Consider the following 26,940-nt stretch of genomic DNA (forward strand, 5'->3'; position numbering starts at 1 on the left):
CGGATCGAGTGGCTTGATCCACACCCTTCGCTGGTTTTCCCCGCTCGCCTGCCAGCATCCGCCGATTCACGCGATCTTTACCACCACCGCCTATGCGGGGCCGGATGAGCACCAGGTCTTGGTTCCGACAGATGCCGGGCAAGCTTCGCCCCAGCACCTTGATGTGCTGGCTGCGTTCGGTGCGCCTCGACCAGCGCGGCAATGTCTTGATTCTCACCGCGCTGGCGCTGCCCACGATGTTGGGGTTGGGGGGTTTGGCCTTCGAAGGCGCCAACTGGTATCAGACCAAACGCGCGATGCAGAACGCGGCGGATGCGGCGGTGGTCGCGGCCGCGTCGAACGCCACGGCTGGCTACGCCACCGAAGCGAAGGCGGTTACCGCCCAATATGGCTTTCAGGATGGCGTCGCCGACACTGTCGTCACCGCCAGCAACAGCGCGAGCTGCCCGAGCGGGGGCACCGGCTGCTACAGCGTGACGATCACCCGGAAGCTTCCGCTCATGCTGGCGCAGGTCGTCGGCTTCCAGGGCAATGCTACCGTCAACGGCAGCCAGCTGGCGCAGCAGCTGCAGGCCGTCGCGGTCGCCTCCCAGGCCACCAGCCCCCGAAGCTATTGCGTACTCGCCCTGGCATCGAGCGGCACGAGCCCTGGCATCCGCGCAAATGGCGCGCCGAAGGCCGACCTCACCGGCTGCAGCGTCATGTCCAACACGGACCTTCTCTGCAACGGTCACGACCTCAACGCCGATTATGGCGACGCGCACGGATCGAGCTCGGGCTGCGGCAACGCGCAGACCGCCAACGTGCCGACGGCAAGCGACCCTTATAGCGGGTTGAGCTCGAACATCCCGCCGAACCCCAGCGCATGCGCACCACCCGTGCCTACCAAGAAGAGTGGGCCCGACAATACGATCTCGGCCGGGAACAAGTCTTGGACCTTGCAGCGCTTTTGTGGCTCGACGCAGCTCTTGGGCGACGTGACGCTTACCGGCGCGAATACCGTGATCATCATCGAGAATGGCGACCTCGACACCAACGGCAACACGATCAAGACCGCCAGCGGCGCCAGCGCGACCATCATTTTCACCGGCACCAATAGCTACAGCCACGCGCCAACCGGAGGCGGTACGATCGACATCACCGCGCCGACCTCGGGGGTCTGGTCCGGCATAGCGATCTACCAGGACCCGAAACTCACCTCCGGTGTCGACATCTCGGCCGCAGGCAACAGCCCGACGTGGGATATTACCGGCCTGGTCTACCTGCCGCATTCCAGCGTGACCTTCAGCGGGGCGGTCAACAAGTCGTCCAATGGCAAATCCTGCTTTGTGCTGGTGGTCGACAATCTGCTGATCAACGGCACCGGCAGCATCCTGTCGCGGGGCGAGTGCAGCACCGCCGGGCTGACCATGCCTACGAGCAACCTGCCGTCGCGCGGCAAGCTCGTGTCATGACGACGCTCGCGCGCGACGAGCGCGGAGTCGCCGCGATCGAGTTCGCGCTGGTCGCGGGGACGCTGATGTTCGTGATGCTCAATTGCACCGATGTGGCGAGATTCTATGTCCAGCGCATGCAGATGGAGAATGCCGCCCGCATGGGCGCACAGGCAGCATGGAACAGCTGTGACGTCAGCAAGCTCCCGGCAACCACGAACTGTCCGACGCTGACGACAGACGTCACTACGGCGGTGCAATCGACATCACTGGGAACCGCCGTGACCCTGCAAAGCGGATCGCCTTCCGAAGGCTATTATTGCGTGAACAGCAGCGGCGTTCTGGCGCTGGTGAGCGCGGTCTCCACCAAGCCCGCCAATTGCTCGTCGGTCGGCAGCCCCACCGACCAGCCTGGAGATTATGTGAAGGTCATCGCCAAATTCACCTTCACTCCGCTATTCGGGGGCATCAGCGTCGCCAGCACCTTGCCGACATCGATCACGTCGACGGCGATGATGAGGTTGCAATGATCAGGATTGTGCAAGTGCTGCGCAGGCTTCGCCACAACCGGAGCGGCGCGACCATCGTGGAGACCGCGCTGGTGCTTCCGGCATTCCTGATGCTGATCATCGGCGGGATATATCTGGCGCTGCTCGGCTTCACCGTCGCGGGCATGCATTATGCGGTCGAGGCGGGGGCGCGCTGTTCGGCGCTGGGGCTCAGCGCGTGCAGTGACGACACGAAGACCGCCGCCTACACGCGTACCCAGTTCATGGGGGCCTCGACGCCCGCGCCGACCTTCACCGCGAGCACTGCCGCGTGCGGGCATGTCGTCACCGGATCGCTGACCTTCGTGATGAGCACCGGCGTCCAGGCGATCAACGTGCCATTGACGTCGACCGCCTGCTTTCCCTGAGACCACTTCGGCCGGCCGTCAGCTAAGCCGCCCCTCGTGCAGCCGCACCACCCGGTCCATCCGCGCTGCCAGCCGCTCGTTATGCGTCGCCACCAGTGCCGCCGAACCCTCATGGCGGACGAGGCGCAGGAACTCGGCGAACACCACATCGGCGGTCGCCTCGTCGAGATTGCCGGTGGGCTCGTCGGCGAGCACCAGCGCCGGCCGGTTGGCCAGCGCCCGCGCCACCGCGACGCGCTGCTGCTCGCCGCCCGACAGCTGCGACGGACGATGGGTCAGCCGCCTGGCGAGACCGAGCGATGACAGCAGGCTCTCGGCCCGGTCGCGCGCCGGGTGCATTTCCACGCCGTGGATAAGCTGCGGCAGCACGACATTCTCGACCGCGGTGAAGTCCGGCAGCAGATGGTGAAACTGGTAGACGAAACCAAGCCGGTCGCGGCGGATGCGGGTGCGGCCGGCCGCGTCGGCCTTGGCGGCTTCCTCGCCCGCAATACGGATCGACCCCTCGAAACCGCCTTCGAGCAGCCCCACGGCCTGGAGCAGCGTCGACTTGCCCGAACCCGAGGGACCGAGAAGCGCCACGATCTCGCCGGGCGCAATCGACAGATCGACCTGCCGCAGCACCTCGATGGCGACATCGGCCTGGTGGAAGGTGCGGGTGAGGCCAGTTACCTCGAGCACGTCACTCATAGCGCAGCACCTCGACCGGATCGGTGCTCGCCGCCTTCCACGCCGGATAGAGCGTCGACAGGAAGCTGAAGCCCAGCGCCATGACGATGATCGCACCTACCTCGACCGGATCGCTCTTGGCGGGCAGCTCGGTCAGGAAGCGGATCGACGGGTCCCACAGATTCTGGCCGGTCAGCAGCTGCACGAAATTGACCACGGCCTGGCGATAGAACAGGAATACCGAGCCGAGGATGATGCCGGTGCCGGTGCCGAGTACGCCGATCACGATACCGACCGTCATGAAGATCTTCATCAGCGCGGCGCGCGATGCGCCCATCGTCCGCAGGATCGCGATGTCGCGCCGCTTGGCGCGCACCAGCATGATCAGCGACGACAATATGTTGAACACCGCGACCAGGATGATCAGTGACAGCACCACGAACATGGTGACGCGCTCCACCGCCAGCGCCTCGAACAGCGAGGCGTTGAGATCGCGCCAGTCGCGGATCTCGCCCTGCATCGCAATCTCCGGCTTGAGCGGCGCGATGATCTCGCCGACCCTGTCCGCATCGACGGTCTGGATCTCGACCATACCCACCGCATCGCCGAGCATCAGCAGGGTCTGCGCGTCGGACATCGGCATCACCACGAAGGCCTTGTCATAGTCATAGACGCCGACCTCGAAGATCGCCGCGACCTGATAGGAGACGATGCGCGGCACCGTACCGAACGGCGTGGTCTGCCCCTGTGGGCTGATCAGGCTGATCTGGCTGCCGAGATCGGCGCCGAGCTGCTCGGCAAGCCGCGCCCCGATCGCGATCTTGCTCGATCCGGGTTCCAGCGCGTTGAGCGAGCCGCGCACCACCTTGCCCTGCATCACCTTATTGCGGCGGATATCCTCGACCGTCATGCCGCGGACCAGCACGCCCTCGACGCGGCCCGAATAGGTCGCCATCAGCGGCTGCTCGATCAGCGGCGTCGCCGAGGTGACGCCGGGAAGCTTGCGCGCATCCGCAGCGATGCGGCGCCAATCGGGCAGCTTGCCGTCATAGCCCTGGATCACCGCATGGCCGTTGAGCCCGACGATCTTGTCGAACAGCTCGGCGCGGAAGCCGTTCATCACGCTCATCACGATGATCAGCGCCGCGACGCCGAGCGCCACGGCGACCAGGCTGATCGACGCCACCAGGAAGATGAATGCCTCGCCGCGCCCCGGCAGCAGGTAGCGCCGGGCGATCATGCGCTCGTAGCGGTTGAGGATCATGACGACCCCGACAGGTCGTCATCCCAGCGGACGCTGGGATCTCGTGCGGCAGGGACGGACTGGATGTCGCGAACCTCGCCTGAGACCCCAGCCTTCGCTGGGGTGACGAATATTGCCAGCCTCAACCCGCCACCCTCGCCAGTGCGTCCTCGACCGACAGCTCGACCTTCTCGCCGGTAGCGCGGCGCTTGAGCTCGACGACGCCCTTGTCGAGCCCCTTGGGTCCGATCACGATCTGCCAGGGCAGGCCGATGAGGTCTATCGTCGCAAACTTGGCGCCGCCACGCTCGTCGCGGTCGTCGTAGAGCGTTTCGACCCCCGCCGCCTGCAGCCTGGCATAGAGATCGTCGGCCGCCGCCGTGCAGCGGGCATCGTCGGCGCGCATATTGATGAGTCCGACCGCGTAGGGCGCGACCGAATCGGGCCAGATGATTCCGGCGTCGTCATGGTTGGCTTCGATGATCGCGCCCACCAGCCGCGATACGCCGATGCCATAGCTGCCCATTTGCGGCACGACGGGTACGCCATCGGGGCCCTGGACGCTCAATCCCATCGCCGCCGAATATTTGGTGCCGAAAAAGAAGATATGGCCGACCTCGATGCCGCGCGATTGCTTGAGCGCCGCACCGGCCTCGGCTTCGCGCGGCAGATCCCGCTTCTCGTCGGTCGCGGCATAGTCTGCGGTGAGGCCGCCGACGAACGCCTGCAGCGCCTGCGCGTCATCGGCATCGACATCGAGCGAGCGCTCCGCCTCCCAGTTGCTATGATAAAAAACTTCGCTCTCGCCGGTCGGCGCGAGGACGATGAACTCATGGCTGAGATCGCCGCCGATCGGGCCAGTATCGGCCTGCATCGGGATCGCCGCCAGGCCCATGCGCTTATAGGTACGCAGATAGGCGACGAACATCCGGTTATAGCTGTGGCGCGCGCCGTCGATGTCGAGATCGAACGAGTAGGCGTCCTTCATCAGGAACTCACGACCGCGCATCACCCCGAAACGCGGGCGGACCTCGTCGCGAAACTTCCACTGTATGTTGTAGAGCGTGCGCGGCAGATCCCGATAGCTTTTGGCGGCATCGCGGAAGATCGCGGTGATCACCTCCTCGGCGGTCGGCCCGAACAATATGTCGCGCTCGTGCCGATCCTTGATGCGCAGCATTTCCGCACCATAATCGTCGTAGCGGCCCGACTGGCGCCACAGGTCGGCGGACTGGATCGTCGGCATCAGCAGCTCGATCGCGCCGGCGCGGTCCTGCTCCTCGCGGACGATCTGCTCGATCTTGCGCAGCACGCGATGGCCGAGCGGCAGCCATGCATAGATGCCCGCCGCAGTCTGGCGGACCATGCCCGCGCGCAGCATCAGCTTATGGCTGACGATCTGCGCGTCGGCGGGCGATTCCTTCATCACGGGGAGGAAGTGGCGGGACAGGCGCATGAAACTGGGTACTCGCTAGGATCAGGTTGGGGGCTGTCTATGCGGAGGCGTCCGCGCGGGCAACATATTCGGTTCCACCCTTTCGCGGTGGTACCGCTCAGTCCCTGTTGCCGATTAAACACACCCGCCGTCTTTCGAGACCACCGCCCTTGAAAGCAAATGACAAGGTCGGGGGGCGGATGTAGGAGAAGCGACACGGAACATAAGGCAACAAAATGGCCATGGTTCGGGGAAAAAATCGAGGCTCCGCCGCCATTTAAAGGGGTGGCAGTGTAGAGCCCGAAATTGGGGGTTGGCGAATAATCGTCACGCGGCGCCGGGATCGGAAACGATCCCGGCGCTTGCCGTTTCAGGCCACCATATCTGCGCCATGGCGGTCCGCCCCCACGTTGAACTTGTTTCAGCGCAGCGGATAGCGGCAGCAATCGGTGCGTTCTCCTACCGAAGGAGTACCCCCATGGCCAGCCAGCCCCCCTCGCCCGAAGAATTTCCGGTAGACACGCCGATCGATATCCCGGTGCCCTCGCCGGCCGATCCCGATCCAGGCGCACCGAGCGACCCGGTGATGCCGGAGTTGCCGGGATAGGCAGACGCGAGCGCCACCATGAGCCTCAACTCTCATCGCACCCCTCCTCTTCGTCATCCTCGCGAATGCGGGGATCCATATTCTCTGACGCCCCAACCTCTTGAGGTTCGGAGGTTATGGATTCCCGCGTCCGCGGGAATGACGAACTGAGGCTGAAGTTTTCTAGACCAACCGGCTCTGCTTGACCGCCGCTTCGATGAAGCTGCGGAACAAGGGGTGCGGATCGAACGGTTTGCTTTTGAGCTCCGGGTGGAACTGCACGCCGACAAACCAAGGATGGTCGGGCCGTTCGATCACCTCCGGCAGTTCGCCATCCGGCGACATGCCGGAGAATACCAGGCCACCCTTTTCGAGCGACTCCTTATAATGGGCATTCACTTCGTACCGATGGCGATGCCGCTCGGAAATCGCTGTGGCACCATAGATCGATGCGGCATGGCTGTTGCCGGACAGCACCGCGTCATAGGCGCCGAGCCGCATCGTGCCGCCCATATCACCGCCTTCCTCGCGCTTCTGGAGTCCGGCTTCACTCATCCATTCGGTGATCAGGCCGACGACGGGCTCCGTGGTCGAGCCGAACTCGGTGGTCGATGCGTCCGGGATGCCTGCGGTATTGCGGGCGCTCTCGATGCACGCCATCTGCATGCCGAGGCAGATGCCGAAATAGGGCACCTTGCGCTCACGTGCGAAGCGGACCGCCGCGATCTTGCCCTCCGAACCCCGCTCCCCGAAACCGCCGGGCACGAGGATGGCGTTCATCGGCTCGAGGTGGCCGGCGATCTCGCCGCTATTCTGCTCGAACAGTTCGGCGTCGATCCAGCGGATATTGACCTTCACGCGATTGGCGATGCCGCCGTGGACCAGCGCCTCGTGCAGCGACTTATAGGCGTCGAGCAGACCGACATATTTGCCGACCACGCCGATGGTGACTTCGCCCTCCGGGTTTTCGAGGCGGTCGAGAATCTCCGTCCAGCGGCTCAGTTCGGGCTCGCCCTGTGTTTCGATCCCGAACGCTGCCAACACGGCGTCGTCGAGGCCTTCGGCATGATATTGCAGCGGCACGCCATAGATGCTGGCCGCGTCGAGCGCGGGAATCACCGCTTCCTTGGCGACATTACAGAACAGCGCGATCTTGGCGCGCTCGCTCTCGGGCAGCGGGCGATCGCAGCGGCACACCAGCACGTCGGGCTGGATGCCCAGCGAGGTGAGATCGCGGACGCTGTGCTGAGTCGGCTTGGTCTTCAGCTCGCCCGCCGCCGCGATATAGGGCACCAGCGTCAGGTGAACGAAGATCGAGTTGCCGCGGCCGAGATCGTTCCGCAGCTGGCGGATTGCCTCCATGAACGGCAGTGACTCGATGTCGCCCACCGTACCGCCGATCTCGCACAGCACGAAATCGAGATCCTCGACATCGGTGCGCGCGAACTCCTTGATCGCGTCGGTCACGTGCGGGATCACCTGGACGGTGGCGCCGAGATAGTCGCCGCGCCGCTCCTTCTGGATGATCGTCTGGTAGATCCGGCCCGAGGTGACATTGTCCGACTGGCGGCTCGGCACGCCGGTGAAGCGTTCGTAATGACCGAGATCGAGATCGGTCTCCGCACCATCGTCGGTAACGTAGACCTCGCCATGCTGGTAGGGCGACATCGTGCCCGGATCGACGTTCAGATAGGGATCGAATTTGCGGATGCGGACCTTGTAGCCGCGCGCCTGGAGGAGCGCAGCGAGGCTTGCCGCCATAAGGCCCTTGCCAAGCGAGGAGACCACGCCGCCGGTGATGAAAATGAACCGCGCCATGGGAATGTGGTTTTAGCGCTGCGAAAGGGCGAAGGGCAAGGTGGGGAACTCCATCTTTTTTCGATCATAGTGCGGACGAACAACGGGAAAGGCGCCCCGCGATCCGCAGGGGCCTTTCCGATAACATTGATATCAGGCGATTATTGCGGAGCAGCGCCGTTGGCAGGAGCGCCGCCGCCCTGCGCCGCAGCCGCCGCAAGCGGATCATCGCTGGCGGGTGCCGGCGCGGGGCTGGTCGTCGCGGTCTTGCCGACCAGCGAGGTGTCGATCTTGGCCGGCGCGCGCTCGACCGTCGCCAGCGCTGCGAGCGCGATGCTGAGCACGACGAAGATCGTCGCCAGGATCGCCGTCATCCGCGTCAGGAAATCGGCAGCTCCCCGCGCGCTCATCAGCCCGCCCGGATTGCCGCTCGACGCGAGCCCGCCGCCTTCCGATCGCTGCATCAGGATAACGGCGACAAGCGCCGCCGCGACGATGATGTGGACGACGAGAAGAAAGGTGAACATCGGACGCTTTCGATTTCAAGGTTGCGGCGCATCTAGTCGATCGGGGAACAAGGTTCAACCTGCCTGCTCCCGCTCCGTCTCCGCGGGCGCAACAAGATCAGGACGCCGCCGCCGCGCCTTCGATGATCGGCACGAACTGTTCCGCGGTCAGGCTCGCGCCACCCACCAGCGCGCCGTCGACATCGGCCACCGCCAGCAGCTCCCGGGCATTGTCGGGCTTCACCGATCCGCCATAGAGGATCCGCACCTTCGCGCCCTCGTGGCCGAGCAGCAGCTCCAGGCGGCGCCGAATCGCAGCGTGCATCTCGGCAACGTCTCCGGTCGAGGGGGTGCGTCCGGTGCCGATCGCCCAGACCGGTTCATAGGCCACGACGAGTGTGATCCCGGTGCCCTCGCGTGGAATCGAGCCATCGAGCTGGCCTTCGACGACCGCAATGGCGCGGCCGGCATCGCGCTCGGCCTCGGTTTCGCCGACGCAGACGATTGCGAGCAGCCCGGCGGCGATGGCCGCTTTTGCCTTGGCCTGCACCTCGGCATCGGTTTCCTGTTGGTCGGCACGGCGCTCGCTATGGCCGACGATGACAAGTTTCGCCCCCGCCTCGACAAGCATGGCAGCGCTGATACAGCCGGTGTGCGCACCCTTGGCAGCGCTGTGGCAATCCTGCGCCCCGACGGCAAGCGCGGGAGCCCGCGCGACTGCCGCTGCGATCAGCGTGAACGGCGGGCACACCGCGACATCGACCGAGGGCTGCGCCGCGGCCGCGGCGGCGATCGCATCTAGCTCGACGAGGCTGCCGAGCGAGCCGTTCATCTTCCAGTTTCCCGCCACCAGCTTGCGCAATGCCATAGTCGTTCCTCGATCAGCTTTCGGCGCGGGCTTAGATTTACCATTCGATTCCCGCAACCGCCCCGGACGTTGCGGTCACCGGCTTTGGACCCTATGGCAGCGCAATCGCTATCTGATCCCAGACGGAACGCTTGATGATCTCCTTTTTCCGCCGCGCGCTTTCCTCCTGGATCGTCCTCGGTCTGCTCGCGCTGATCCTGGTCGCCTTCATCATCACCGGCGTCAGCACGCCCGGTTCGCTGGGTGGGGCCGGGCCTACGGCAACCATCGCCGAGGTGGGCGGCGCCAAGATCAAGTCCGACGAGTTGCTGCGCCGTGTCCAGAACCAGTTCGATAACGCCCGCCGCGAACAGCCCGGCATCGACCAGAAGGCCTTCGTGGCCGGCGGCGGGTTCGAGGGTGTCACCGACGCGCTGATCAGCATACGCGCCCTCGAAAGCTGGGGCCGCGAGCAAGGTTTCGCAATCGGCAAGCGGCTGATCGACGCCGAGCTGGCGGGTAATCCGGCATTTCGAGACGTCACCGGCCAATTTGACGAGAACACGATGCGGCGCGTGCTCGCGCAGGCGCGGATCAGCGAGAAAGATCTGCGCATCGACATCGCCAGCGATCTGATGCGCGGCCAGATCCTCGCGCCGGTCGCCGCAGCGGCGCCTGCGCCAGCGTCGGTCGCCAGGCCCTATGCAGCTGTGCTGCTCGAGCAGCGGATCGGCACGGTCGGCATCATCCCCTTTGCCGCGGTGGTCGATCCGCGCCAGCCGAGCGATGCCGAGATTGCAGCCGCCTATCGCGCCAACATCGCCGCCTATACAACGCCAGAGGCGCGCGTGCTGCGCTATGCCCTGTTCGGCCCGGCACAGGTGGTGACGCAGGCGACCCCGACCGAAGGGGAGATCGCCACCTATTACCAGGAAAACTCCGCAAACTACGCGGCCCATGAGAATCGCACCCTCGGCCAGGTCATCGCGCCCAACGAAGCGGTTGCGCGGACGATCGCAGCCGCGGCGAAAGCCGGAACGCCATTGGCCGCAGCTGCCGCGAAGTCGGGCCTGGAAGCTTCTACGCTGAACAACCAGAGCCGCGCCGATTATGCCGGTGCGTCGAGCACGGCGATCGCGGCTGCGGCTTTCTCCGCGGCGAAGGGCGACACCGTCGGCCCGCTGAAAGGTGCCTTCGGCTGGTATGTGGTCCGGGTCGAGACAATCAGCGGAAGCCCGGCTCGCTCGCTCCAGGAGGTCCGGCCGGAAATCGTGGCGCTGCTGACAAAGCAGAAGACTCAGGAGGCGCTGTCGGAGCTGGGCGGCAAGATCGAAGATGCGGTGGCCGATGGCGCGAGCTTCGCGGAGGTCGTCGCCAACAACAAGCTCGTGGCGGTCGATACGCCGCCGGTCCTGGCCAATGGCCAGCCGCTCGGCCAGCCTGGCTGGAAGGCGCCGCCGGAACTGGGGCCGCTGCTTAAGACGGGGTTCGAAGCTGCGGCCGAGGATCGCCCGACCGTGGAGACCATTGTTCGCGACCAGCAATATGCACTGCTCAGCGTTGCCCGGGTAATCCCGCCTGCGCCGCTGCCTCTCGCCAAGGTACACGATGCGGTGGCGCGTGATATCATCGTCAAGCGTGCCGCCCGGCGCGCGAGCGCGATCGGCGAACGAGTCGCTGCTGCGGTCAACAGCGGCGTGCCGCTGGCCAAGGCGTTCGCCGATACCGGCGTCAAGCTTCCACCGCTCCAGCCCGCCCGCGCCAGCCAAGTCGACCTTGCCCGCGCACAGGCGAACGGCGCCGAGATTCCGGCGCCGGTGCGGTCCCTGTTCACGCTGCAGAAGGGCAAGGCCAAGCTGTCGGCCGGCGACAAGGGCGGCGGCGCGCTGTTCGTGACGGTGCTCGACGAGGTGATCCCCGGCAACCTCTCGGCGGCGCCCGGCCTGCTCGACAATACCCGGCAGGATCTCGCCCGCTCCTATACGCCCGAACTGGGCGAGCAGTTCATGCGGGCCGTCGAGCAGGACGTGAAGGTCAAGCGCCACCCCGATGTGATCGCCGCCGCCAAGCGCCAGTTCGCCGGCGCGCAATAGGACCGCAGAGATGGGGGAAACGCACGACCAGTCGGCGCTCGAGGCGCTCGCACGCGGCGAGCCCGCACTGGTTTGGCGCACCCAGGTCGCCGACACCGATACGCCGGTCGCCGCCGCGCTCAAGCTCATTCGTCCAGGTCGCGGCGATTTCCTGCTCGAGTCGGTCGAGGGTGGCGCGGTCCGCGGGCGCTATTCGCTGCTGGGCCTCGCACCTGACCTGATGTTCCGCGCCCGTGGCAACAGCGCGGAAATCAACCGTAACTGGGCAAGCGACGCGCAAGCCTTCGAGCCGCTCGCAGACGACGCGCTGACCGCGATGCGCGCGCTGGTCACTGCATGCCGGATGACCGTCCCCGAAGGGCTGCCGCGCGCGCTAGCCTGCCTCGTCGGCTATTTCGCCTATGAGACGATCGGCCTGGTCGAGGCGCTGCCGCGCCCGCCTGCCAACCCGCTCGATCTGCCGGATATGCTGTTCGCGCGGCCGACGATGATCCTGATTTTCGACAGGCTGGCCGACCAGCTGTTCATGGTCGCGCCGCTGTGGCCCGACAGCGCGGGCACGCCCGAAGCCAAGCTCGCGGGCGCCATAGAACGGATCGAAGCGCATGCGGCGATGCTGGACGGGCCGCTCCCCCCGCGCAACCGGTGCGACGCCGCTCCGGGTGTGCCGGGCCTGATGCCGCAAATGGGCGCCGGCGCCTACGGCGACATGGTGCTCAAGGCCAAGGACTATATTGCGGCCGGCGACATCTTTCAGGTGGTGCTTGCCCAGCGCTTCACCGTGCCCTTCCCGCTGCCGCCGATCGATCTCTACCGCGCGCTGCGGCGGATCAATCCGTCGCCCTTTCTCTATTTCCTCGATCTGCCGGGCTTTGCGCTGATCGGGTCGTCGCCCGAGATACTGGTACGCGCGCGTGATGGCGAGGTGACGATCCGGCCGATAGCCGGCACCCGCCCGCGCGGCCGCACCGCGGTCGAGGACGTCGCCAATCGCGAGAGCCTGTTGAGCGATCCCAAGGAACGTGCCGAACATCTGATGCTGCTCGATCTAGGCCGCAACGATGTCGGGCGGGTTGCTCTGGCCGGCACCGTTGAAGTGACAGACAGCTACACGGTCGAGCATTACAGCCACGTCATGCACATCGTCTCGAACGTCGTCGGCCGGCTCGATCCGCGCAAGGATGCGCTGGACGCGCTGTTCGCCGGCTTCCCCGCGGGCACCGTGTCGGGCGCGCCGAAGGTCCGCGCCTGCCAGATCATCGCCGAGCTGGAGCCCGAGACGCGCGGCGCCTATGCGGGCGGTGTCGGCTATTTCTCGGCCGATGGATCGATGGACAGCTGCATCGTGCTGCGCACCGCGGTGGTCAAGGACGGGGTCATGCACGTGCAGGCCGGCGCGGGAATCGTGGCCGACAGCGATCCGGTCTACGAGCAGCGCGAGTGCGAAGCCAAAGCCGGCGCGCTTATCGCAGCCGCGGAAGAAGCGCTGCTCCGCGCGGCGGAGCCAGGATTCGGACAGTAAAAAGTCGCATCGCGCCGAAACGGTTCATGCAGGCGACAGAAACCGTGGCAAATGTGCACCACTGCGCGTTATCCAGCCGAAACAATGGATCAATTTGAGATGAAGGCCGTTTCCGCCTCGCCGTTCGGCAGCAGAAAGGGTTTGTACAAATGCGAAATCTCCTCACGACCACGGCGGCTATTGGCCTGGCGGCGCTCGGCGCCAGCGCCGCGTCGGCCCAGGACCTGACAACTACTTCTCCCAGTTGGACCGGCTTCTATGTCGGCGGCCAGTTGGGCTATGCTTGGCAACCCCGCGATGGCGACGAGCAGATTGCCTTCGACCGCAACCTGGACGGCAATTTCGGCGATTCCTTCCTGCCGAACTTCGGCCCCGGCTATTGTGGCGGCTCCCCGACTTCTTCCAGCCCGACCACCGGTTGCTCGAAGGACAATGACGGCACCAACTGGAAGGTGCATGCCGGCTTCGATTACCAGTTCGGTGAGACCAGCGGTCCGGTCGTCGGCGCGGTTATCGAAGGCGGCAAGGCCTATCTCTATGACAGTGTCACGGCGTTCAGCACGACCCCGGCTGTCTACAAGATCAAGGCGAAGCTGAAGGAAAACGGCGCGATCCGTGCGCGTGGCGGTTATTCCTTCAGCACCGGCACGCTTCTCTACGGTACCGGCGGCCTGTCCTATGGCAAGATCGAGAACAGCTTCTCGACGTCGGACCCGGTAAACACCTTCACGACCTCGGGCAGCAAGAAGGATGCGTGGGGCTACAATTATGGCGGCGGCATTGAGCAGAAGGTCGGCCCCTTCTCGATCGGCGCGCTGTACCTGTTCACCGTCCTGAAGAACAACAAATACACGGTGAACGCCTCGGGCGGCCCGTTCACGGCGACCGGCGGGACTGGAACCGACTTCCGGCGGGGCTTCACCAAGTTCGCCTATCACTCGCTGCTGGCGACGGTCAGCTACCGCTTCTGATCGGCGCAGAAGGAGGAACGGGCCGGATGGGTACACCCGATCCGACCCGTTTCATCTTGTCGCCGCCCTGCTCTGCTCGAGCAGGAGTATCTCAGTTTTTCAGCTGGACACCGATGTAGCGCGGCGGATTGTTCCCGCGCTGCGCGAACAACAGCACGGTCGGGCGCTTGGCCTTCTTGGCAGCGGCGATCTGCGCCGCCGCGGCCTGTGCTGTCGTCACCGGCACATTGTTGATCTGCAGGATGATGTCGCGCGGCTGGAAACCGTTCGCGGCAGCGTCGCTGGAAGGATCGACATAGTTGATCACCACGCCCTTGAGCGTCGGCGAGACGCCGAGCCGGCGGGCAATATCGGGCGTCAGCGTCTGGAAGCCGAGGCCGATGGCGTTGCGCGTCGCCTGATCGGGCGCCGCCTGGGCGCTGCTGTCGTCATCACCCTGATCGGCGTCACCATCGGCACTGGAGGCCAGTTGGTCTTCTGGCGGACGCTCGCCCAGCGTTACGGTGACGGTCCGCCTCTGGCCCTCGCGGATCAGCTCGATCGGCATCCGCGTGCCTACCGGCGTCTTCCCGACTATGTAGGACAGCGTGTTGTCGGGCGTGACCTCCTGGCCGTTGACGGACACGATCACGTCGCCCTGGCGGATGCCCGCACGCGCAGCGGCCTCGCCGGGCTCGACTCGGGCCACGATCTCGCCGCGATCCTTGGGCAGCCCGAGGCTGGTGGCGATGTCCTCCGTCATCGGCTGGATGCCGACGCCGAGATAACCGCGCTTGATGCGGCTGCCCGAGCGTAGCTGATCGATGATCGGTTTGGCTTCCTCGGCTGGAATTGCGAAACCGATGCCGACATTGCCGCCGGTCGGCGAGAAGATCGCGGTGTTGATGCCGATCACATTGCCTTGCAGATCGAACATCGGCCCGCCGGAGTTGCCCTGGTTGATGGAGGCATCGGTCTGGATGTACCGGTCATAGGGGCCGTTCACGCCAATCGACCGGTGCAGCGCCGAGACGATGCCCGCGGTAACGGTACCGCCCAGGCCGAATGGATTGCCGATTGCGACCACCCAGTCGCCCACCCGGGCGCGGGTGGAATCGCCGAAGGTTACGAAGGGCAGACCCTTGGCCTCGATCTTCAGCAGGGCGAGATCCGAGGTCTGGTCGCGACCCACGATTGTGGCCTTATATTCCTTGCGATCGGGCAGAGTTACGGTGATCGAACTCACCACCGCGCTCCCGCCACCTTCGGGTGCCGCCGAGATGACGTGGTTGTTGGTGACGACATAGCCATCAGCCGAGACGATGAAGCCGGACCCGAGCGACGTCGCTTCGCGCGTGATCGGTTTGCCTTCGTCATCGGTGCCGCCACCGCCACCGCCAAACCGCTTGAACAGTTCCTCGAACGGAGTGCCGGCGAAGGCATTGCCGCCATTCTTGACCTGGATTTTTTGCGTGGTGGAGATGTTGACCACGGCGGGCTGCAGCCTCGTGGCAAGATCGGCGAAGCTCATCGGCGCGCCGGCGCGAGGCGCGGCGGCATCGATGGTGCCCGGCGCATTCTGCGGAAGCTGGGCGCCGAGCGGCTGCTGCATGGTCAGGGTCGCGGTGGCGCCACCTGCCAGCAAGGCCGCGGTGATCGCATAGGCATAACGCACTTTGGCCAACTCCTTAAAACTCCTGTCCTGACGATCCGAATATCCGGGCCGGTTATCTCTTAGGTCGCTGAACCCCGCTTGAACGGTGCCGTTCCCCTTGCGGCTTACCGCCGCCCCCGAAACTCCCGCAGATATTCGTTGTCGGGTGACAGTAATATGTTGGACGAGCCGGACGCCTCCGTCCCATCGGTGCCGAAGGTCAGCCGGTAGGACTGCATTGCCCGATAGAAATTGTAGAAATCGGGATCCTTGTTGAAGCTCTCCGCATAGGTGCCCGCGGCCTGCGCATCGGCTTCAGCCGTGATGATCTGCGCCTGCTTGCGGCCCTCGGCGAGGATCGACCGCGCCTCCTGCTCGCGCGCAGTGCGCATGCGATTGAACGCCGATTCCAGCGGCGTGCCATCGGGCAGATCGGCGCGCTTGATCCGGACGTCGACGATTTCTGCGCCATATTGGCGCGCCACCCGGTTGAGCCGCGCCTGGATATTCTCCATCACCGCACCGCGCTCGGGGCTCAGCAGCGCCGCGAACGGCCGCTTGCCGAGTTCGTTGCGCAGCGACGAGCCGAGAATCGGCCGCAACGCCTCGCTCACCCGCCGCTCGGTGCCGGCGGTGATCGCCATCCGTAGCGGATCGACGATCCGATACCGGGCATAGGCGTCGACCTCGAGCCGCAGCTGGTCGGTCGACAGCACCGACTGGCGCTCCATGTCGAAATCCAGCACGCGCTTATCGATCCAGCGGATCTGGTCGATGAACGGGATCTTGAAGATCACGCCCGCGCCGGTCTGCCCGAAATCCTCATTCGGCTTGTACGCGTTATAGACCTGCTCGGGCTTGCCGAAGCGGACGACCAGCGCCTGCTTCGTCTCCGGCACCACCGCGAAGATGCTGCTCAGGAAGATGACGCCGGCGATGATCGCTATCGTCCAGCCGATCATGGCGCGGCTGGCGAGGCTGTCGCTGATATTCATTGCTGCGGCACCGGCTTTGGCTGCTGCGTCTGCGGCAGCGGGAGATAGGGCATGACATTGGGTGCTTCGATCACCGTCTTGTCGGTCTTGGCGAGCACGCGCTCCATCGTCTCATAATACATGCGGCGGCGGGTCACCTCGGGCGCGAGCTTATATTCGGCATAGACCTTGTCGAATGCGGCGGCCTCGCCTTCGGCCTTGGCGCCGAGCTGCTGGGAATAGGCGCGGGCCTCGTTGAGATAGGCCTGGGCCTGCTGCTGAGCGGCCGATACCGACTTGAACGCCTCGACCACCGCGGTCGGCGGATCGGCCTGCTTGATCGCGACGCCCTGCACAGTGATGCCCGCGCGATAGCCGTCGAGGATTTCCTGCATCCGCTGCTGGACGCGGCCCTCGATCTGGCTGCGCTGCGACCCCATCGCGTCGTTGAGGGCAACGCGGGCGATCTCGGCGCGCATCGCGCTCTCCGCGACCTCGGCGACAGTATCGTCGGGATCGGCCAACTCGTAGAGATACAGCTCCGGATCACGGATGTTCCAGCGCACCGAATAGGCCAGGTCGATCATGTTCTGGTCGCCGGTCAGCATCAGGTTCTGAGCATTGCCGCCGGCAGCGGGGATGTCCTTCACCCTGATGTCCTCGATATCGATCTTGGTGACCACGTCGATCGGTGCAGGAAAGGAGAAGCGCATGCCGGGTTCGAGCGTGCCCGCATAGGAGCCGAGCCGCGTGATCACGCCGCGCTCCTGCGGATCGATCCGGTGGCTGCTTGTCCAGAAGATCCACAGCAGCAGCAGCCCGCCGATCACCCAGAGGACAAGCCGTCCGGCCTCGGGCTCCTGCCCGCCGCGGCCACCGAAGCGAGCGCGGCCACGACGCAGCAGCTCATCGAGCGCAGACCGGCCCGCCGGGCCGCGGCTTTGCCGCCCGCGTGGCGGCTGGTTCCAGGGATTGGGCCCGTCGCCATCGCCGCCGGATCCCCCGCCACCCCACGGCCCGCCCTCGTTGAGCACTGGCCGCGGTACCAACCCGCTACTGTCATTCTCGTTCATATAGCCATTATAGGAGGCGATCCGCGGAAAAACAGTGCTCTTTCCCCGCCGACTGTCTATTCGCTCCGGCCATGCAAATGACTGACTCGCTCCCCAAGGCTCTCGACAGCGTCATCGACCCCATCAGCGGGAAGGGGCTGATCGCCAGCGGCCGTTCCGCGGAGCCACGCTATGACGACGGAACCGTGAGCGTCGTCCTCGACGTGACCGGCCTGTCCGGCGATGCGCGCAGCAAGCTCGAGACCGCGGTCAAACAGGCGCTGATCGCCGTTCCCGGCGTCGACACAGTGCGCGTGGCGATGACCGCGGAGAAGCGCGGGCGCAAGATCATAGCAATCGGCTCCGGCAAGGGCGGTGTCGGCAAATCCACCCTGTCCGCCAATCTGGCCGTCGCGCTCAGACGGATGGGCAAGAAGGTCGGGCTGGTCGATGCCGACATCTACGGCCCTTCCCAGCCCCGCCTGCTGTCGACCGAGGGCATGAAGCCGACCGCGACCGGACAGAAGATGGATCCGGTGATGTCGCCATTCGGCGTGCCGATGCTGTCGATGGGCCAGCTGGTGAAGCCGGGCCAGGCGATCGCGTGGCGCGGCCCGATGGCAGCCAATGCGCTCGGTCAGCTGATCGATGCCGAATGGGGCGATGTCGACCTGCTGATCCTCGATCTGCCGCCCGGCACCGGCGACGTCCAGCTCACCATGGTCCAGAAATACAAGCCGGCGGGCGCCATCATCGTTTCGACGCCGCAGGACCTGGCGCTGATCGACGCGACCCGGGCGATAGACTTCTTCAACCAGGCGAGCGTGCCGATCGTCGGCATGGTCGAGAATATGGCCGGCTATGCCTGCCCCCATTGCGGCGAAATATCCGATCCCTTCGGACAGGGCGGCGCGCAGGCCGCGGCCTTGTCGATGGGCCTAGACTTCCTGGGGCGGGTTCCGCTCGACATCGCCATCCGCACCAAATCGGATGCGGGCACGCCGCCTGCCGCCGAGGCGGACGACGTGGTTTTCGCAGCCCTCGCCGCCAGAATCACGGACTGGTTGAACCCCGCGAAGCCAGGTGCATTCTAATCGGATCACTGCGCAAAGGACCAACCATGCCGCTCGATAGCAACCAGGACATCGCCGACCTCCTGCGGAGCGCCAAGACGATCGCGATGGTCGGCGCGAGCGACCGTCCCGATCGGGCAAGCCACGGCGTGATGCACTTCCTGCAATCGAAGGGCTATCGGGTCATCCCGGTCAATCCGCAGCTTGCCGGCAAGGTCATCCACGGCGAGCCCGTCGTCGCCACGCTCGCGGAGGTGAATGGACCGATCGACATCGTCGACATTTTCCGTAATTCGGCCGCCGCGGGTTCGGCGATCGACGAGGCGATCGCCGCAGGCGCCGGAGCGGTGTGGACCCAGCTCGGCGTCTTCAACGACGAGGCCGTTGCCCGCGCCGAAGCGGCCGGGCTCAAGGCTGTGGTCAACCACTGTCCCAAGATCGAGATTCCGCGCCTCGGGCTGTAGTGGCCGCCATCAAATTCCGTCTGCATTGCGGATGAGGCAACTCGATCAATCTCGCCGCTAACGAATAATGCCCTGCGCTGCGCGGTGCGCCAGCCGCTGCACGGCGGCGGAGTGGATCGCCGGCGCTGTCGCCAGGACGCCGAACTGCTCGCCCTTGGTGCTGTTGTAGCGCAGCGGCTGGCCAAGTGCGTCGGTGACGGTGGCACCGGCTTCCTGCGCGATAAGCGCCGCGGCGGCGATGTCCCATTCATTGCCCCAGCGAATCGTGGCCAGAAGGTCGGCCTGGTCGGCGGCGACCATCGCAATCCGGAGCGCGATCGAATTGGGCTTGCCGACGGTGACGAGATCGGAATCGGCCCGCGCCAGTACATCAGCCGGGACCCGAGCGCCAGGCAGCTCCTGCCGCGTCGATGCCCGGATGCGCTCGCCGTTGCGGGTCGCGCCCTGGCCGGCCTTCGCGCGCCAATGTTCGCCGCGAGCGGGCGCGTCGAGCACGCCGATCAGCGGACGACCGCCTTCGACCAGCGCGATCGAGACCGCCCAACCCTCGCGCCCACGCACAAAATCGCGCGTACCGTCGATCGGATCGACCACCCAGACGCGCACGCAGTTGAGCCGCTCGGCACTGTCCGCGGTTTCTTCGGACAACCACCCCGCCTCCGGGTCAAGCGCCATCAGCCGCTCGCGCAGCAACGCATCCGCGGCCAGGTCGATGTCGCAGACCGGGCTTCCCGGCACCTTGTCCCAAGTCTTGAAATCACCGCGCCATGCAGCATGTGCCATCGCGCCGACCTCGGCTGCGACGGCGCTTACCGCATCAAGGAGGCTCTCAGACACCAGCGACCATCATCCCTTCGATCCGAATCGTCGGAGCATCAACGGCGCGGCGAAAGACAAGATCCGAGGCGGGGGTCAATTCGCGGAACATGTCCTTGAGATTGCCGGCGACGGTGATCTCGGCGACCGGCTCGCACAATTGGCCGTCGCGGATCACGAAGCCCGAGGCGCCGCGGCTATAGTCTCCGGTGACGCCGTTGACGCCCTGCCCGATCAGTTCGGTGACATAGACGCCGAGCTTGATGTCGGCGATCAGCTCTTCCGGCGAGAGGATGCCGGGTTCGAGATAGAGGTTGGTGACGCCGGTTCCCGGAGGGCCGCCGACACCGCGGGTCGCATGCCCGGTCGGCTGGAGGCCAAGCTGGCGCGCGGAAGCCGAATCCATGATCCAGCCGGTCAGCACGCCATCGGCGATGATGTCGCACTTGCCGGTCGGGAGTCCCTCGCCGTCGAACGGCTTGGAGCGCAGGCCGCGCGGCCGGTGCGGATCGTCGCGGATGAAGATGCCGTTGGCAAACACCTGCTCGCCCAGCCTGTCGAGCAGGAAGCTGGTGCGGCGTGCGACCGCGGAGCCGGTGATCGCCCCGGCCAGGTGGCCCAGCAATCCCGAGCCGACGCGCGGATCGTAGACCACAGGCATTGCACCGCTCGACAATCTGCCCGGGTTCAGCCGTTTCACCGCGCGTTCGCCGGCACGCGTGCCGATCGCCGACCCATCTTCGAGATCGCTGAGGTGGCGGGCGGAGTGATAGGCATAGTCGCGCTGCATGCCGCCGCCGTCGCCCGCGATCACGCTGGCCGAGCAGCCATAGCCGCTGGTCGAATAACCGCGCGCAAAGCCGGCGCTGGTGGCAAGCGCGATCACGGTGCGGCTAGCCGATGCGCCCGCCCCTTCGCTGTTGGTGATGCCCGAAACGGCGCGGGCGGCACCCTCGGCGGCTTCGGCACGCTCGCGCAGCGCCGCCGGAGCTGGGTCAGCCAGATCGTCGCCGTCGACATCGACCGCCGCGCCGCGCAGCAGCCGATTTTCGGGCGCCAGGCCGGAATAAGGATCCTCTGGCGCCTCGCGCGCCATCGCCACCGCCCGCTCGACCAGCGCACCAAGCGCCTCGGCCGACAGGTCCGACGAGGACACGCTGGCCGAGCGGCTGCCGACGAACAGCCTCAGTCCGATCTCCTCGCCCTCGGATCGTTCGACATCCTCCAGCGCACCGAGGCGAACGGAAATCTGGGTCGAGGCATTGCAGATATAGAGCGCATCGGCGGCATCGGCGCCGGCTTTGCGGGCGGCGGCGACCAGATCGGCGGTACGGGTTTCGGCTTCGGAGGTGCTCAGCATGGAGGCGACTTAAGTACGGCGCCCCTCAAGGTCAAAGGGTAAACTCCTCCGCGTTGATCCTCCCGACACGGGTCAGGCCGTCGCGCCCACGACGAAACATGCCAGAAACATCAACAAACCGGCGAAACGGTTCGCCCGGAACTTGGCGAGCGCGTCTGCGGGATCGGCCGGGTCCAGCGCCGCGATCTGCCAGCCGAGATGCACCGCGATCGGGATCAGCGCCGCCAGCCCCAGCGCCTGCGGACGCACCTGCCACAGTGCCGCCGCCCAGCACGCGATCGCGACTACATAGAGCAGAGCGACCCCGCTCCGTGCATGCCGGCCGAGCGCACGCGCCGACGACTTGACACCGGCCAGTGCGTCGTCCTCGATATCCTGCAGCGCATAGATGGTGTCATAGCCGATCACCCAGAAGACCGACCCGCCATAAAGCAGCCACAGCGCCGGATCGAACCTGCCGGTGACGGCCGGCCAGCCGACCAGCGCGGCCCACGAAAAAACGATGCCTAGCCAGGCCTGCGGCCACCAGGTGATCCGTTTCATGAACGGATAGGCGGCGACTGCGCCGAGACTGGCCAGCGCTGCACCGGCCGCCGTCAGGTTGAACTGCAGCAGGACGATCAACCCGATGAGGCACAGGACGGCCAGCCACGCCCAGGCCGCCATGGGGCTCACCCTTCCGCTCGCCAGCGGCCGCGCCGCAGTGCGGGCGACCTTGCTGTCGAGATCGCGGTCGACGATGTCGTTATAGACGCAACCCGCGCCTCGCATGACGATCGCGCCGAGCGCCATCCAGCCGATCAGGTCCCAGCGTTCGACCGCGCGGCCAGCCAGCGCGATCGCCCAGGCACCGGGCCAGAACAGCAGCCAGCTGCCGATCGGGCGATCGAATCGCGCGAGCAGCCAATAGGGCCGCAGCGCGGCCGGCAGCCGCAGTGCCATGCCCCGAAGCTCGCTGTCGGGTACGATTTCCTCGACTTCCTCGGCCATGGACGGCAGGTAAGCGAAAAGCTCCACCTTCGGAAGACCCATGGCCAACACTCCCGCCTGGCCACCCGCCAGCCTTACCCGCCTGTTCATCGACCAACCACTGTCGGACGGCCTGTCGCTGACCATCGACGGCGGCCAGGCGCATTATCTGAGCGGAGTGATGCGTCTCAAGGAGGGCGATGGCATCGCCTTGTTCGACGACCGCACGGGCGAATGGCGTGCCGAGATCGAGCAGGTCGGCAAGCGTGCGCTGAACGTTCGCATCGTCGGCCGGATCGGCGAGCGCGAAGCGGTGCCCGATCTCTGGCTGCTGGCCGCCCCGGTCAAGAAGGGGCGCATCGACTGGATGGCGGAAAAAGCCTGCGAACTCGGCGTGGCGCGGCTCAGACCCGTCATCACCCAGCGCACGATCGTCGACCGGCTCAACCTCGACCGGCTGCGCGCCCATATGATCGAAGCCGCAGAGCAATGCGAGCGTACCGCCCTTCCGATCCTAGACGAGCCGGTAAAGCTCGCCACCCTGCTGCGCGACTGGCCCCAGGACCGCGCCCTGATCTTCGCCGACGAGGAAGGCGGCGTGCCGATGGGGCGGGCGGTGCAGCCGGGCCCGGCCGCGATCCTGATCGGACCGGAGGGCGGTTTCACCGCCGAGGAACGCGCGGCGATCCGGGCGATCCCCCAAACCGTCGGCATATCGCTCGGCCCGCGAATCCTGCGCGCCGATACCGCGATGGCGGCAGCGGTATCGCTCTGGATGGCCTTGGCCGGCGACTGGCGGTAACCCCCTTTGCGGAGAAGCGGGCACTAGTCACGTACCGATCGGTTCGCTATGGGCGCGACGATGAGCACGCGCAAAGCAGCCGATGGCGAAGATCCGCTGATCGAGTCGAAAGCCGACCTGATCTCCGTCTTTTCGGGCGGGGAGAAGCCGAAGCAGGATTGGCGCATCGGCACCGAGCATGAGAAGTTCGTGTTCTTCGAGGATTCGCACCGCGCCCCCTCCTATGAGGAACGCGGCGGCATCCATGCGCTGCTGATCGGCCTTACCAAATATGGCTGGGAACCGGTCTATGAGGGCGACAACATCATCGCGCTGGCCGGCAGCGACGGTAATGTCAGCCTCGAGCCCGCCGGCCAGTTCGAGCTGTCGGGCGCGCCGCTCGACAATATCCATCAGACTTGCGCCGAGACCGGCCGCCACCTCGATCAGGTCAAGGCGATCGGCGAGAAACTCGGCATCGGCTTTCTCGGACTGGGCCTATGGCCCGACAAGACCCGCGCCGAATTGCCGATCATGCCCAAGGGCCGGTACGACATCATGCTGCGCCACATGCCGAGGGTCGGCACGATGGGGCTCGACATGATGCTGCGGACCTGCACCATCCAGACCAACCTCGATTATTCGAGCGAAGCGGACATGGTGCGCAAGTTCCGGCTCAGCCTAGCGCTTCAGCCACTCGCGACCGCGCTGTTCGCCAATTCACCCTTCCTCGAAGGCAAGCCCAACGGCTTCCTCAGCTATCGCAGCCATATCTGGACCGATACCGATCCGCACCGCACCGGCATGCTGCCCTTCGTGTTCGAGGATGGCTTCGGCTACGAGCGCTACGCCGACTATATGCTCGACGTGCCGATGTATTTCGCGTTCCGCGACGGTTATGTCGACGCATCGGGCCTGAGCTTTCGGGATTTCATGGACGGCAAGCTGTCGGTGCTGCCCGGCGAGAAGCCGACGATCGCCGACTGGATCGATCATCTATCGACCGCCTTCCCGGAAGTTCGGCTCAAGAGTTTCCTCGAGATGCGCGGCGCCGATGGCGGCCCGCACAGCCGGATCTGCGCCCTCCCCGCTTTCTGGGTGGGCCTGCTCTACGACGACGCGGCGATGGAAGCGGCGTGGGACGAGGTGAAGCACTGGACGATCGAGGACCATCATCGCATCCGCGCCGAAGTGCCGCGGCTGGGGCTGCGCGCCATGGGGCCGCGCGGCCGCGATTTCCAGCAACTCGGCGCGAGCATACTCGATATCGCTGCCAGCGGGCTCAAGGCTCGCGCACGGCTGAACGGCGCAGGCGACGACGAGAGCGGCTTCCTCGCTCCGCTGCGCGAGATCGTCGCCAGCGGCAAGACGCCGGCCGATCAGTTGCTGGAACTTTATCATGGCGCTTGGGGCGAGGACATCAGCCGCGCGTACGAGGATGGGCGCTTCTAGCAGCGCCGCCCACTAACATATAGTTGCGCAAAGCGTGACGTGACTGCAACACCTTGCGAATAATGCTGCGCCATGGGCTTGCAAAGACGCGCTCATACAAAGTCCGCTGGTACGGCCAAGCAGCTTCTAGTAAGTAGCATGGGCTGCGTCAGCAGGGACATCCGCTCAAGCGGAGCCTTCGCAGGAGAGAGATGCGCCGGTGAAAGTCCGGTACGGCATGCAGGACGTGGTAACTGCGGTAAAATCGTGGAAGCGGCAATAGCCGAACCCGAGCCGGAAAGTCCGGCCCGCAGTACCCACCTTCCTAGCACCAACCCACATGATTCGAGCGCGCCGCCTGCATCAGCGGCGGCATCGACGGTAAACAGCGCGTTGACATCTTCATCGGCCCGGCCGGGAAACGGCGGCTCCGGGTCCTAAGGCCGGTTGAAAGTGCTGAATGGCACGGTCACCATTCTCTCACACCAAGCCGCAAGTCACAGTTCCTAACATTCAGCCCATCGGACGGATGGAGCGATGCGATGGCTTTCGGCTTGAGGCGTACACAGGCAATGAAACTGGCGGGAGCGCTGGCGCTGGCGCTGGCCGCTCCCTTCGCACAAGGCGCGACCGGGCCCGACAACAATCTCGAACAGCGGCTGCTCGCGGGGCACAACCGCGAACGCGCCGCGCTCGGCATAGCGCCGCTGGCGTGGAACGAATTGCTGGCACATGATGCCGAAGTCTATGCGCAGCACCTCGTCCGCGTGGGCTATCTGGTGCACTCGGAAGATCCGCCCGGCGAGACCGATCCGCAGGGTGAGAATCTATGGGCCGGGACGAGAGGCTATTATGGTCCGGAATCGATGATCGGCCTGTGGGTCTCCGAGAAACGTGACTACAAACCCGGCATTTTCCCCAACAACAGCATCAGCGGCGATCTCGAAAATGTCGGCCATTACACCCAGGTGATGTGGCGCTCCTCTCGCGCGGTCGGCTGCGCGGTCGCCCATGGCCACCGGGATGACTTCCTTGTCTGCCGCTACAGCGAAGGCGGCAACGTGATCGGGGAAAGGCCGTTCTGAACCGTTTCCGTCTACCGGCCTCCGCCCGCCTCCGGCCGGTCGAGGAACTTACGACGGGGTCTTCTCGCCCTTCGGTCGGGCTTCATTCCTGCGATAGGTGACGCGAGGGATTCCGGGGATTACGCCGAAGCCGAGGATGAGCTGCACCCAGGCCGAAGGTTCCGGCGCGCCGCCCGGCTCGGACGCCGCCAGACCATCGTTGCGCGGAATGAAGATGCGGGGCGTGAGCGGCACGCCCGCCTCGGGCTGCGGCACCTCCGCAAGCTGCGATTGGCCGGTCGCCAGTGAAGCGCTCGGGGCCTGAAACGGCACGTCGGCAATGGCGAGAGGAGTCAGCGTGGGACAGTCCTCGGCCGACGCCACCTGGACCGGTTCCTCCAGCTGCCGCACGCGCGTCTTGGGCTTGGCATATTGGCGCGGCTGCACGGCCTTGTGGACGGCGTCCCGGACCTGGGGGACGCCAAGGGTCAAGGCGGTCGTGCCGGCGACCGGACACACGCAGGTCATCAGCAACTTGGCAGCTTTAGAGGCGACGGCTTCCTTCAGCATGAAGACCCCACTCCGACGTCAAAACGCGACACCGCTGTAGACGACCGCAATATCATTCCTTCCAAGAAATGGAACATGTCAGGACCGCCCCGATTCGACGTCGGTTCGACGTCGGTTCTCGCGATAGGCACCCCGCGCAATGCCGCCGATGAGACCAAAACCGATGACCAGCTGAAGCCAGGTCGACGGCTCCGGCACGCCCGACGGCGGCACGACCGGCGGTCTGGGGGGAAAGAGCGGTGGCAGCGGCGGTGGAGGATCGTTCGGCGGAGTGCTCGGCGGATCGCTGGGCGGGTCCTTCGGCGGATTGCTGGGCGGCAGATTGTCGATCTTGAACGGAGTGACGGGCGGGCAGGCATCGTTCACCGCGACTTCGGTCGGCGCACCCTCGCTCTGCCGCACGCGCGTCTTGGGCTTGGCATATTGGCGCGGCTGGGTCGCCTTGTAGACCGCGTCACGAACCTGGGGAACGCCCAGGCTCAGGGCAGTCGTTCCCGCCACCGGGCAGACACAGGTCATGAGCAGCTTGGCAGCTTTGGACGCAACCGCTTCCTTCAACATGAAGAACTACCCCGAAACCCCCAACGCAACTGCGCATCCCATCCAATAGCATAAACCGAATCAACTACAAAACCGGGCTGGTTAACAATTGCAAACCGCCGCTCCACCAAGAGCCGCCGATCGCGCCCGTAATCGGCTATCCGGTCCCGCAGCGATCCGCTATGTCCATCCGGG

Annotated in this window: 27 protein-coding genes; 12 read left to right on the forward strand and 15 right to left on the reverse strand. The window is 65.6% G+C overall.

The annotated features are described in order from the left end of the window. Positions 1–104: 104 nt before the first annotated feature. From AAC645_RS08205 to AAC645_RS08215, 3 genes are read left to right on the forward strand one after another with little or no spacing between them, the layout of a single operon-like run. Positions 105–1,454 carry a pilus assembly protein TadG-related protein gene (locus AAC645_RS08205; protein ID WP_340315156.1) on the forward strand — a complete coding sequence of 450 codons (1,350 nt, stop codon included), beginning with the start codon at positions 105–107 and terminating at the stop codon, positions 1,452–1,454. Further along, positions 1,451–1,963 (forward strand): TadE/TadG family type IV pilus assembly protein, encoded by a 513-nt coding sequence (locus AAC645_RS08210; RefSeq protein ID WP_340315158.1) that lies wholly within the window; start codon positions 1,451–1,453, stop codon positions 1,961–1,963. The genes AAC645_RS08205 and AAC645_RS08210 overlap by 4 nt, the downstream gene beginning before the upstream one ends. Further along, positions 1,960–2,349, forward strand: coding sequence for a TadE/TadG family type IV pilus assembly protein (locus AAC645_RS08215; protein WP_340315159.1), 390 nt, complete (start codon positions 1,960–1,962; stop codon positions 2,347–2,349). The genes AAC645_RS08210 and AAC645_RS08215 overlap by 4 nt, the downstream gene beginning before the upstream one ends. A gap of 18 nt (positions 2,350–2,367) precedes the next feature. Here the strand turns inward: AAC645_RS08215 and AAC645_RS08220 are convergent, their stop codons facing one another. The 3 genes from AAC645_RS08220 to proS all read right to left on the reverse strand — a co-directional run bounded on the left by AAC645_RS08220 (position 2,368) and on the right by proS (position 5,717). Next, entirely contained in the window at positions 2,368–3,039 is a 672-nt protein-coding gene (locus tag AAC645_RS08220) for an ABC transporter ATP-binding protein (protein ID WP_340315161.1), read from the reverse strand. Then, a complete protein-coding gene (locus AAC645_RS08225; RefSeq protein ID WP_340315162.1) occupies positions 3,032–4,282 on the reverse strand; it encodes a lipoprotein-releasing ABC transporter permease subunit in 1,251 nt (416 codons plus the stop codon). The genes AAC645_RS08220 and AAC645_RS08225 overlap by 8 nt, the downstream gene beginning before the upstream one ends. 121 nt (positions 4,283–4,403) lie before the next feature. Continuing rightward, entirely contained in the window at positions 4,404–5,717 is a 1,314-nt protein-coding gene (proS, locus tag AAC645_RS08230) for a proline--tRNA ligase (protein WP_340315164.1), read from the reverse strand. Positions 5,718–6,174: 457 nt separating this feature from the next. On the opposite strand from proS, the gene AAC645_RS08235 reads away from it, so the two are divergent. Then, positions 6,175–6,303 (forward strand): hypothetical protein, encoded by a 129-nt coding sequence (locus tag AAC645_RS08235; protein ID WP_340315165.1) that lies wholly within the window; start codon positions 6,175–6,177, stop codon positions 6,301–6,303. Positions 6,304–6,465: 162 nt separating this feature from the next. Here the strand turns inward: AAC645_RS08235 and AAC645_RS08240 are convergent, their stop codons facing one another. The 3 genes from AAC645_RS08240 to tpiA all read right to left on the reverse strand — a co-directional run bounded on the left by AAC645_RS08240 (position 6,466) and on the right by tpiA (position 9,453). Next, entirely contained in the window at positions 6,466–8,100 is a 1,635-nt protein-coding gene (locus AAC645_RS08240) for a CTP synthase (RefSeq protein ID WP_340315166.1), read from the reverse strand. A gap of 140 nt (positions 8,101–8,240) precedes the next feature. Next, the gene (secG, locus tag AAC645_RS08245; protein ID WP_340315167.1) at positions 8,241–8,606 is read right to left on the reverse strand and encodes a preprotein translocase subunit SecG; all 366 of its coding nucleotides are present in this window, start codon (positions 8,604–8,606) and stop codon (positions 8,241–8,243) included. A 97-nt stretch (positions 8,607–8,703) separates the two neighbouring features. Continuing rightward, the gene (gene tpiA, locus AAC645_RS08250) at positions 8,704–9,453 is read right to left on the reverse strand and encodes a triose-phosphate isomerase (protein WP_340315168.1); all 750 of its coding nucleotides are present in this window, start codon (positions 9,451–9,453) and stop codon (positions 8,704–8,706) included. Positions 9,454–9,587: 134 nt separating this feature from the next. Here tpiA and AAC645_RS08255 point away from each other — a divergent pair, with 134 nt between their 5' ends. From AAC645_RS08255 to AAC645_RS08265, 3 genes are all read left to right on the forward strand, one after another. Further along, the gene (locus AAC645_RS08255; protein WP_340315169.1) at positions 9,588–11,525 is read left to right on the forward strand and encodes a peptidylprolyl isomerase; all 1,938 of its coding nucleotides are present in this window, start codon (positions 9,588–9,590) and stop codon (positions 11,523–11,525) included. A 10-nt stretch (positions 11,526–11,535) separates the two neighbouring features. After that, positions 11,536–13,047 (forward strand): anthranilate synthase component I family protein, encoded by a 1,512-nt coding sequence (locus AAC645_RS08260; protein ID WP_340315171.1) that lies wholly within the window; start codon positions 11,536–11,538, stop codon positions 13,045–13,047. Positions 13,048–13,196: 149 nt separating this feature from the next. Further along, entirely contained in the window at positions 13,197–14,018 is an 822-nt protein-coding gene (locus AAC645_RS08265) for an outer membrane protein (protein WP_340315172.1), read from the forward strand. Between the two features lie 91 nt (positions 14,019–14,109). Here AAC645_RS08265 and AAC645_RS08270 read toward each other — a convergent pair whose 3' ends face one another. From AAC645_RS08270 to hflK, 3 genes are all read right to left on the reverse strand, one after another. Beyond that, positions 14,110–15,672, reverse strand: a complete 1,563-nt coding sequence (locus AAC645_RS08270; protein WP_340315202.1) for a Do family serine endopeptidase — start codon at positions 15,670–15,672, stop codon at positions 14,110–14,112. A 104-nt stretch (positions 15,673–15,776) separates the two neighbouring features. Then, positions 15,777–16,646 (reverse strand): protease modulator HflC, encoded by an 870-nt coding sequence (gene hflC, locus AAC645_RS08275; protein WP_422785810.1) that lies wholly within the window; start codon positions 16,644–16,646, stop codon positions 15,777–15,779. Beyond that, on the reverse strand, positions 16,643–17,698 hold the full coding sequence (hflK, locus tag AAC645_RS08280) for an FtsH protease activity modulator HflK (protein WP_340315173.1): 1,056 nt from the start codon (positions 17,696–17,698) through the stop codon (positions 16,643–16,645). The genes hflC and hflK overlap by 4 nt, the downstream gene beginning before the upstream one ends. Before the next feature lie 71 nt (positions 17,699–17,769). Here hflK and AAC645_RS08285 point away from each other — a divergent pair, with 71 nt between their 5' ends. Together AAC645_RS08285 and AAC645_RS08290 are read left to right on the forward strand one after the other, a co-directional pair. Beyond that, complete coding sequence (locus AAC645_RS08285; protein WP_340315174.1) at positions 17,770–18,771, forward strand: Mrp/NBP35 family ATP-binding protein; 1,002 nt, start codon at positions 17,770–17,772, stop codon at positions 18,769–18,771. A gap of 26 nt (positions 18,772–18,797) precedes the next feature. Further along, on the forward strand, positions 18,798–19,214 hold the full coding sequence (locus AAC645_RS08290; RefSeq protein WP_340315176.1) for a CoA-binding protein: 417 nt from the start codon (positions 18,798–18,800) through the stop codon (positions 19,212–19,214). A 57-nt stretch (positions 19,215–19,271) separates the two neighbouring features. Here the strand turns inward: AAC645_RS08290 and AAC645_RS08295 are convergent, their stop codons facing one another. From AAC645_RS08295 to ubiA, 3 genes are all read right to left on the reverse strand, one after another. Then, positions 19,272–20,051, reverse strand: a complete 780-nt coding sequence (locus tag AAC645_RS08295; protein WP_340315177.1) for a 3'(2'),5'-bisphosphate nucleotidase CysQ — start codon at positions 20,049–20,051, stop codon at positions 19,272–19,274. Next, positions 20,044–21,390, reverse strand: a complete 1,347-nt coding sequence (locus tag AAC645_RS08300) for a TldD/PmbA family protein (protein ID WP_340315178.1) — start codon at positions 21,388–21,390, stop codon at positions 20,044–20,046. Before AAC645_RS08300 ends, AAC645_RS08295 begins: the two co-directional genes overlap by 8 nt. Before the next feature lie 72 nt (positions 21,391–21,462). Beyond that, entirely contained in the window at positions 21,463–22,422 is a 960-nt protein-coding gene (gene ubiA, locus AAC645_RS08305) for a 4-hydroxybenzoate octaprenyltransferase (RefSeq protein WP_422785811.1), read from the reverse strand. Between ubiA and AAC645_RS08310 the strand changes: the two genes are divergently transcribed. From AAC645_RS08310 to AAC645_RS08320, 3 genes are all read left to right on the forward strand, one after another. Next, the gene (locus AAC645_RS08310) at positions 22,421–23,161 is read left to right on the forward strand and encodes a 16S rRNA (uracil(1498)-N(3))-methyltransferase (RefSeq protein WP_340315179.1); all 741 of its coding nucleotides are present in this window, start codon (positions 22,421–22,423) and stop codon (positions 23,159–23,161) included. The two genes, ubiA and AAC645_RS08310, sit on opposite strands and share 2 nt — an antisense overlap. 60 nt (positions 23,162–23,221) lie before the next feature. Further along, positions 23,222–24,592, forward strand: a complete 1,371-nt coding sequence (locus AAC645_RS08315; RefSeq protein ID WP_340315180.1) for a glutamate--cysteine ligase — start codon at positions 23,222–23,224, stop codon at positions 24,590–24,592. Positions 24,593–25,113: 521 nt separating this feature from the next. Further along, positions 25,114–25,656: a CAP domain-containing protein gene (locus AAC645_RS08320; RefSeq protein ID WP_422785812.1), complete on the forward strand. Its 543-nt coding sequence runs from the start codon at positions 25,114–25,116 to the stop codon at positions 25,654–25,656. 48 nt (positions 25,657–25,704) lie between these two features. On the opposite strand, the gene AAC645_RS08325 is transcribed toward AAC645_RS08320, so the two are convergent. The 3 genes from AAC645_RS08325 to AAC645_RS08335 form a co-directional block, all read right to left on the reverse strand. Then, positions 25,705–26,205 (reverse strand): hypothetical protein, encoded by a 501-nt coding sequence (locus tag AAC645_RS08325; RefSeq protein WP_340315183.1) that lies wholly within the window; start codon positions 26,203–26,205, stop codon positions 25,705–25,707. Between the two features lie 78 nt (positions 26,206–26,283). Further along, positions 26,284–26,766 carry a hypothetical protein gene (locus tag AAC645_RS08330; RefSeq protein ID WP_340315185.1) on the reverse strand — a complete coding sequence of 161 codons (483 nt, stop codon included), beginning with the start codon at positions 26,764–26,766 and terminating at the stop codon, positions 26,284–26,286. Beyond that, on the reverse strand, positions 26,760–26,940 hold a 181-nt coding region (locus tag AAC645_RS08335; protein WP_340315187.1), incomplete at its 5' end, for a hypothetical protein. The genes AAC645_RS08330 and AAC645_RS08335, both read right to left, overlap by 7 nt.

The organism is Rhizorhabdus argentea (assembly GCF_037861105.1).
Classification (GTDB): Bacteria; Pseudomonadota; Alphaproteobacteria; order Sphingomonadales; family Sphingomonadaceae; genus Rhizorhabdus; species Rhizorhabdus argentea.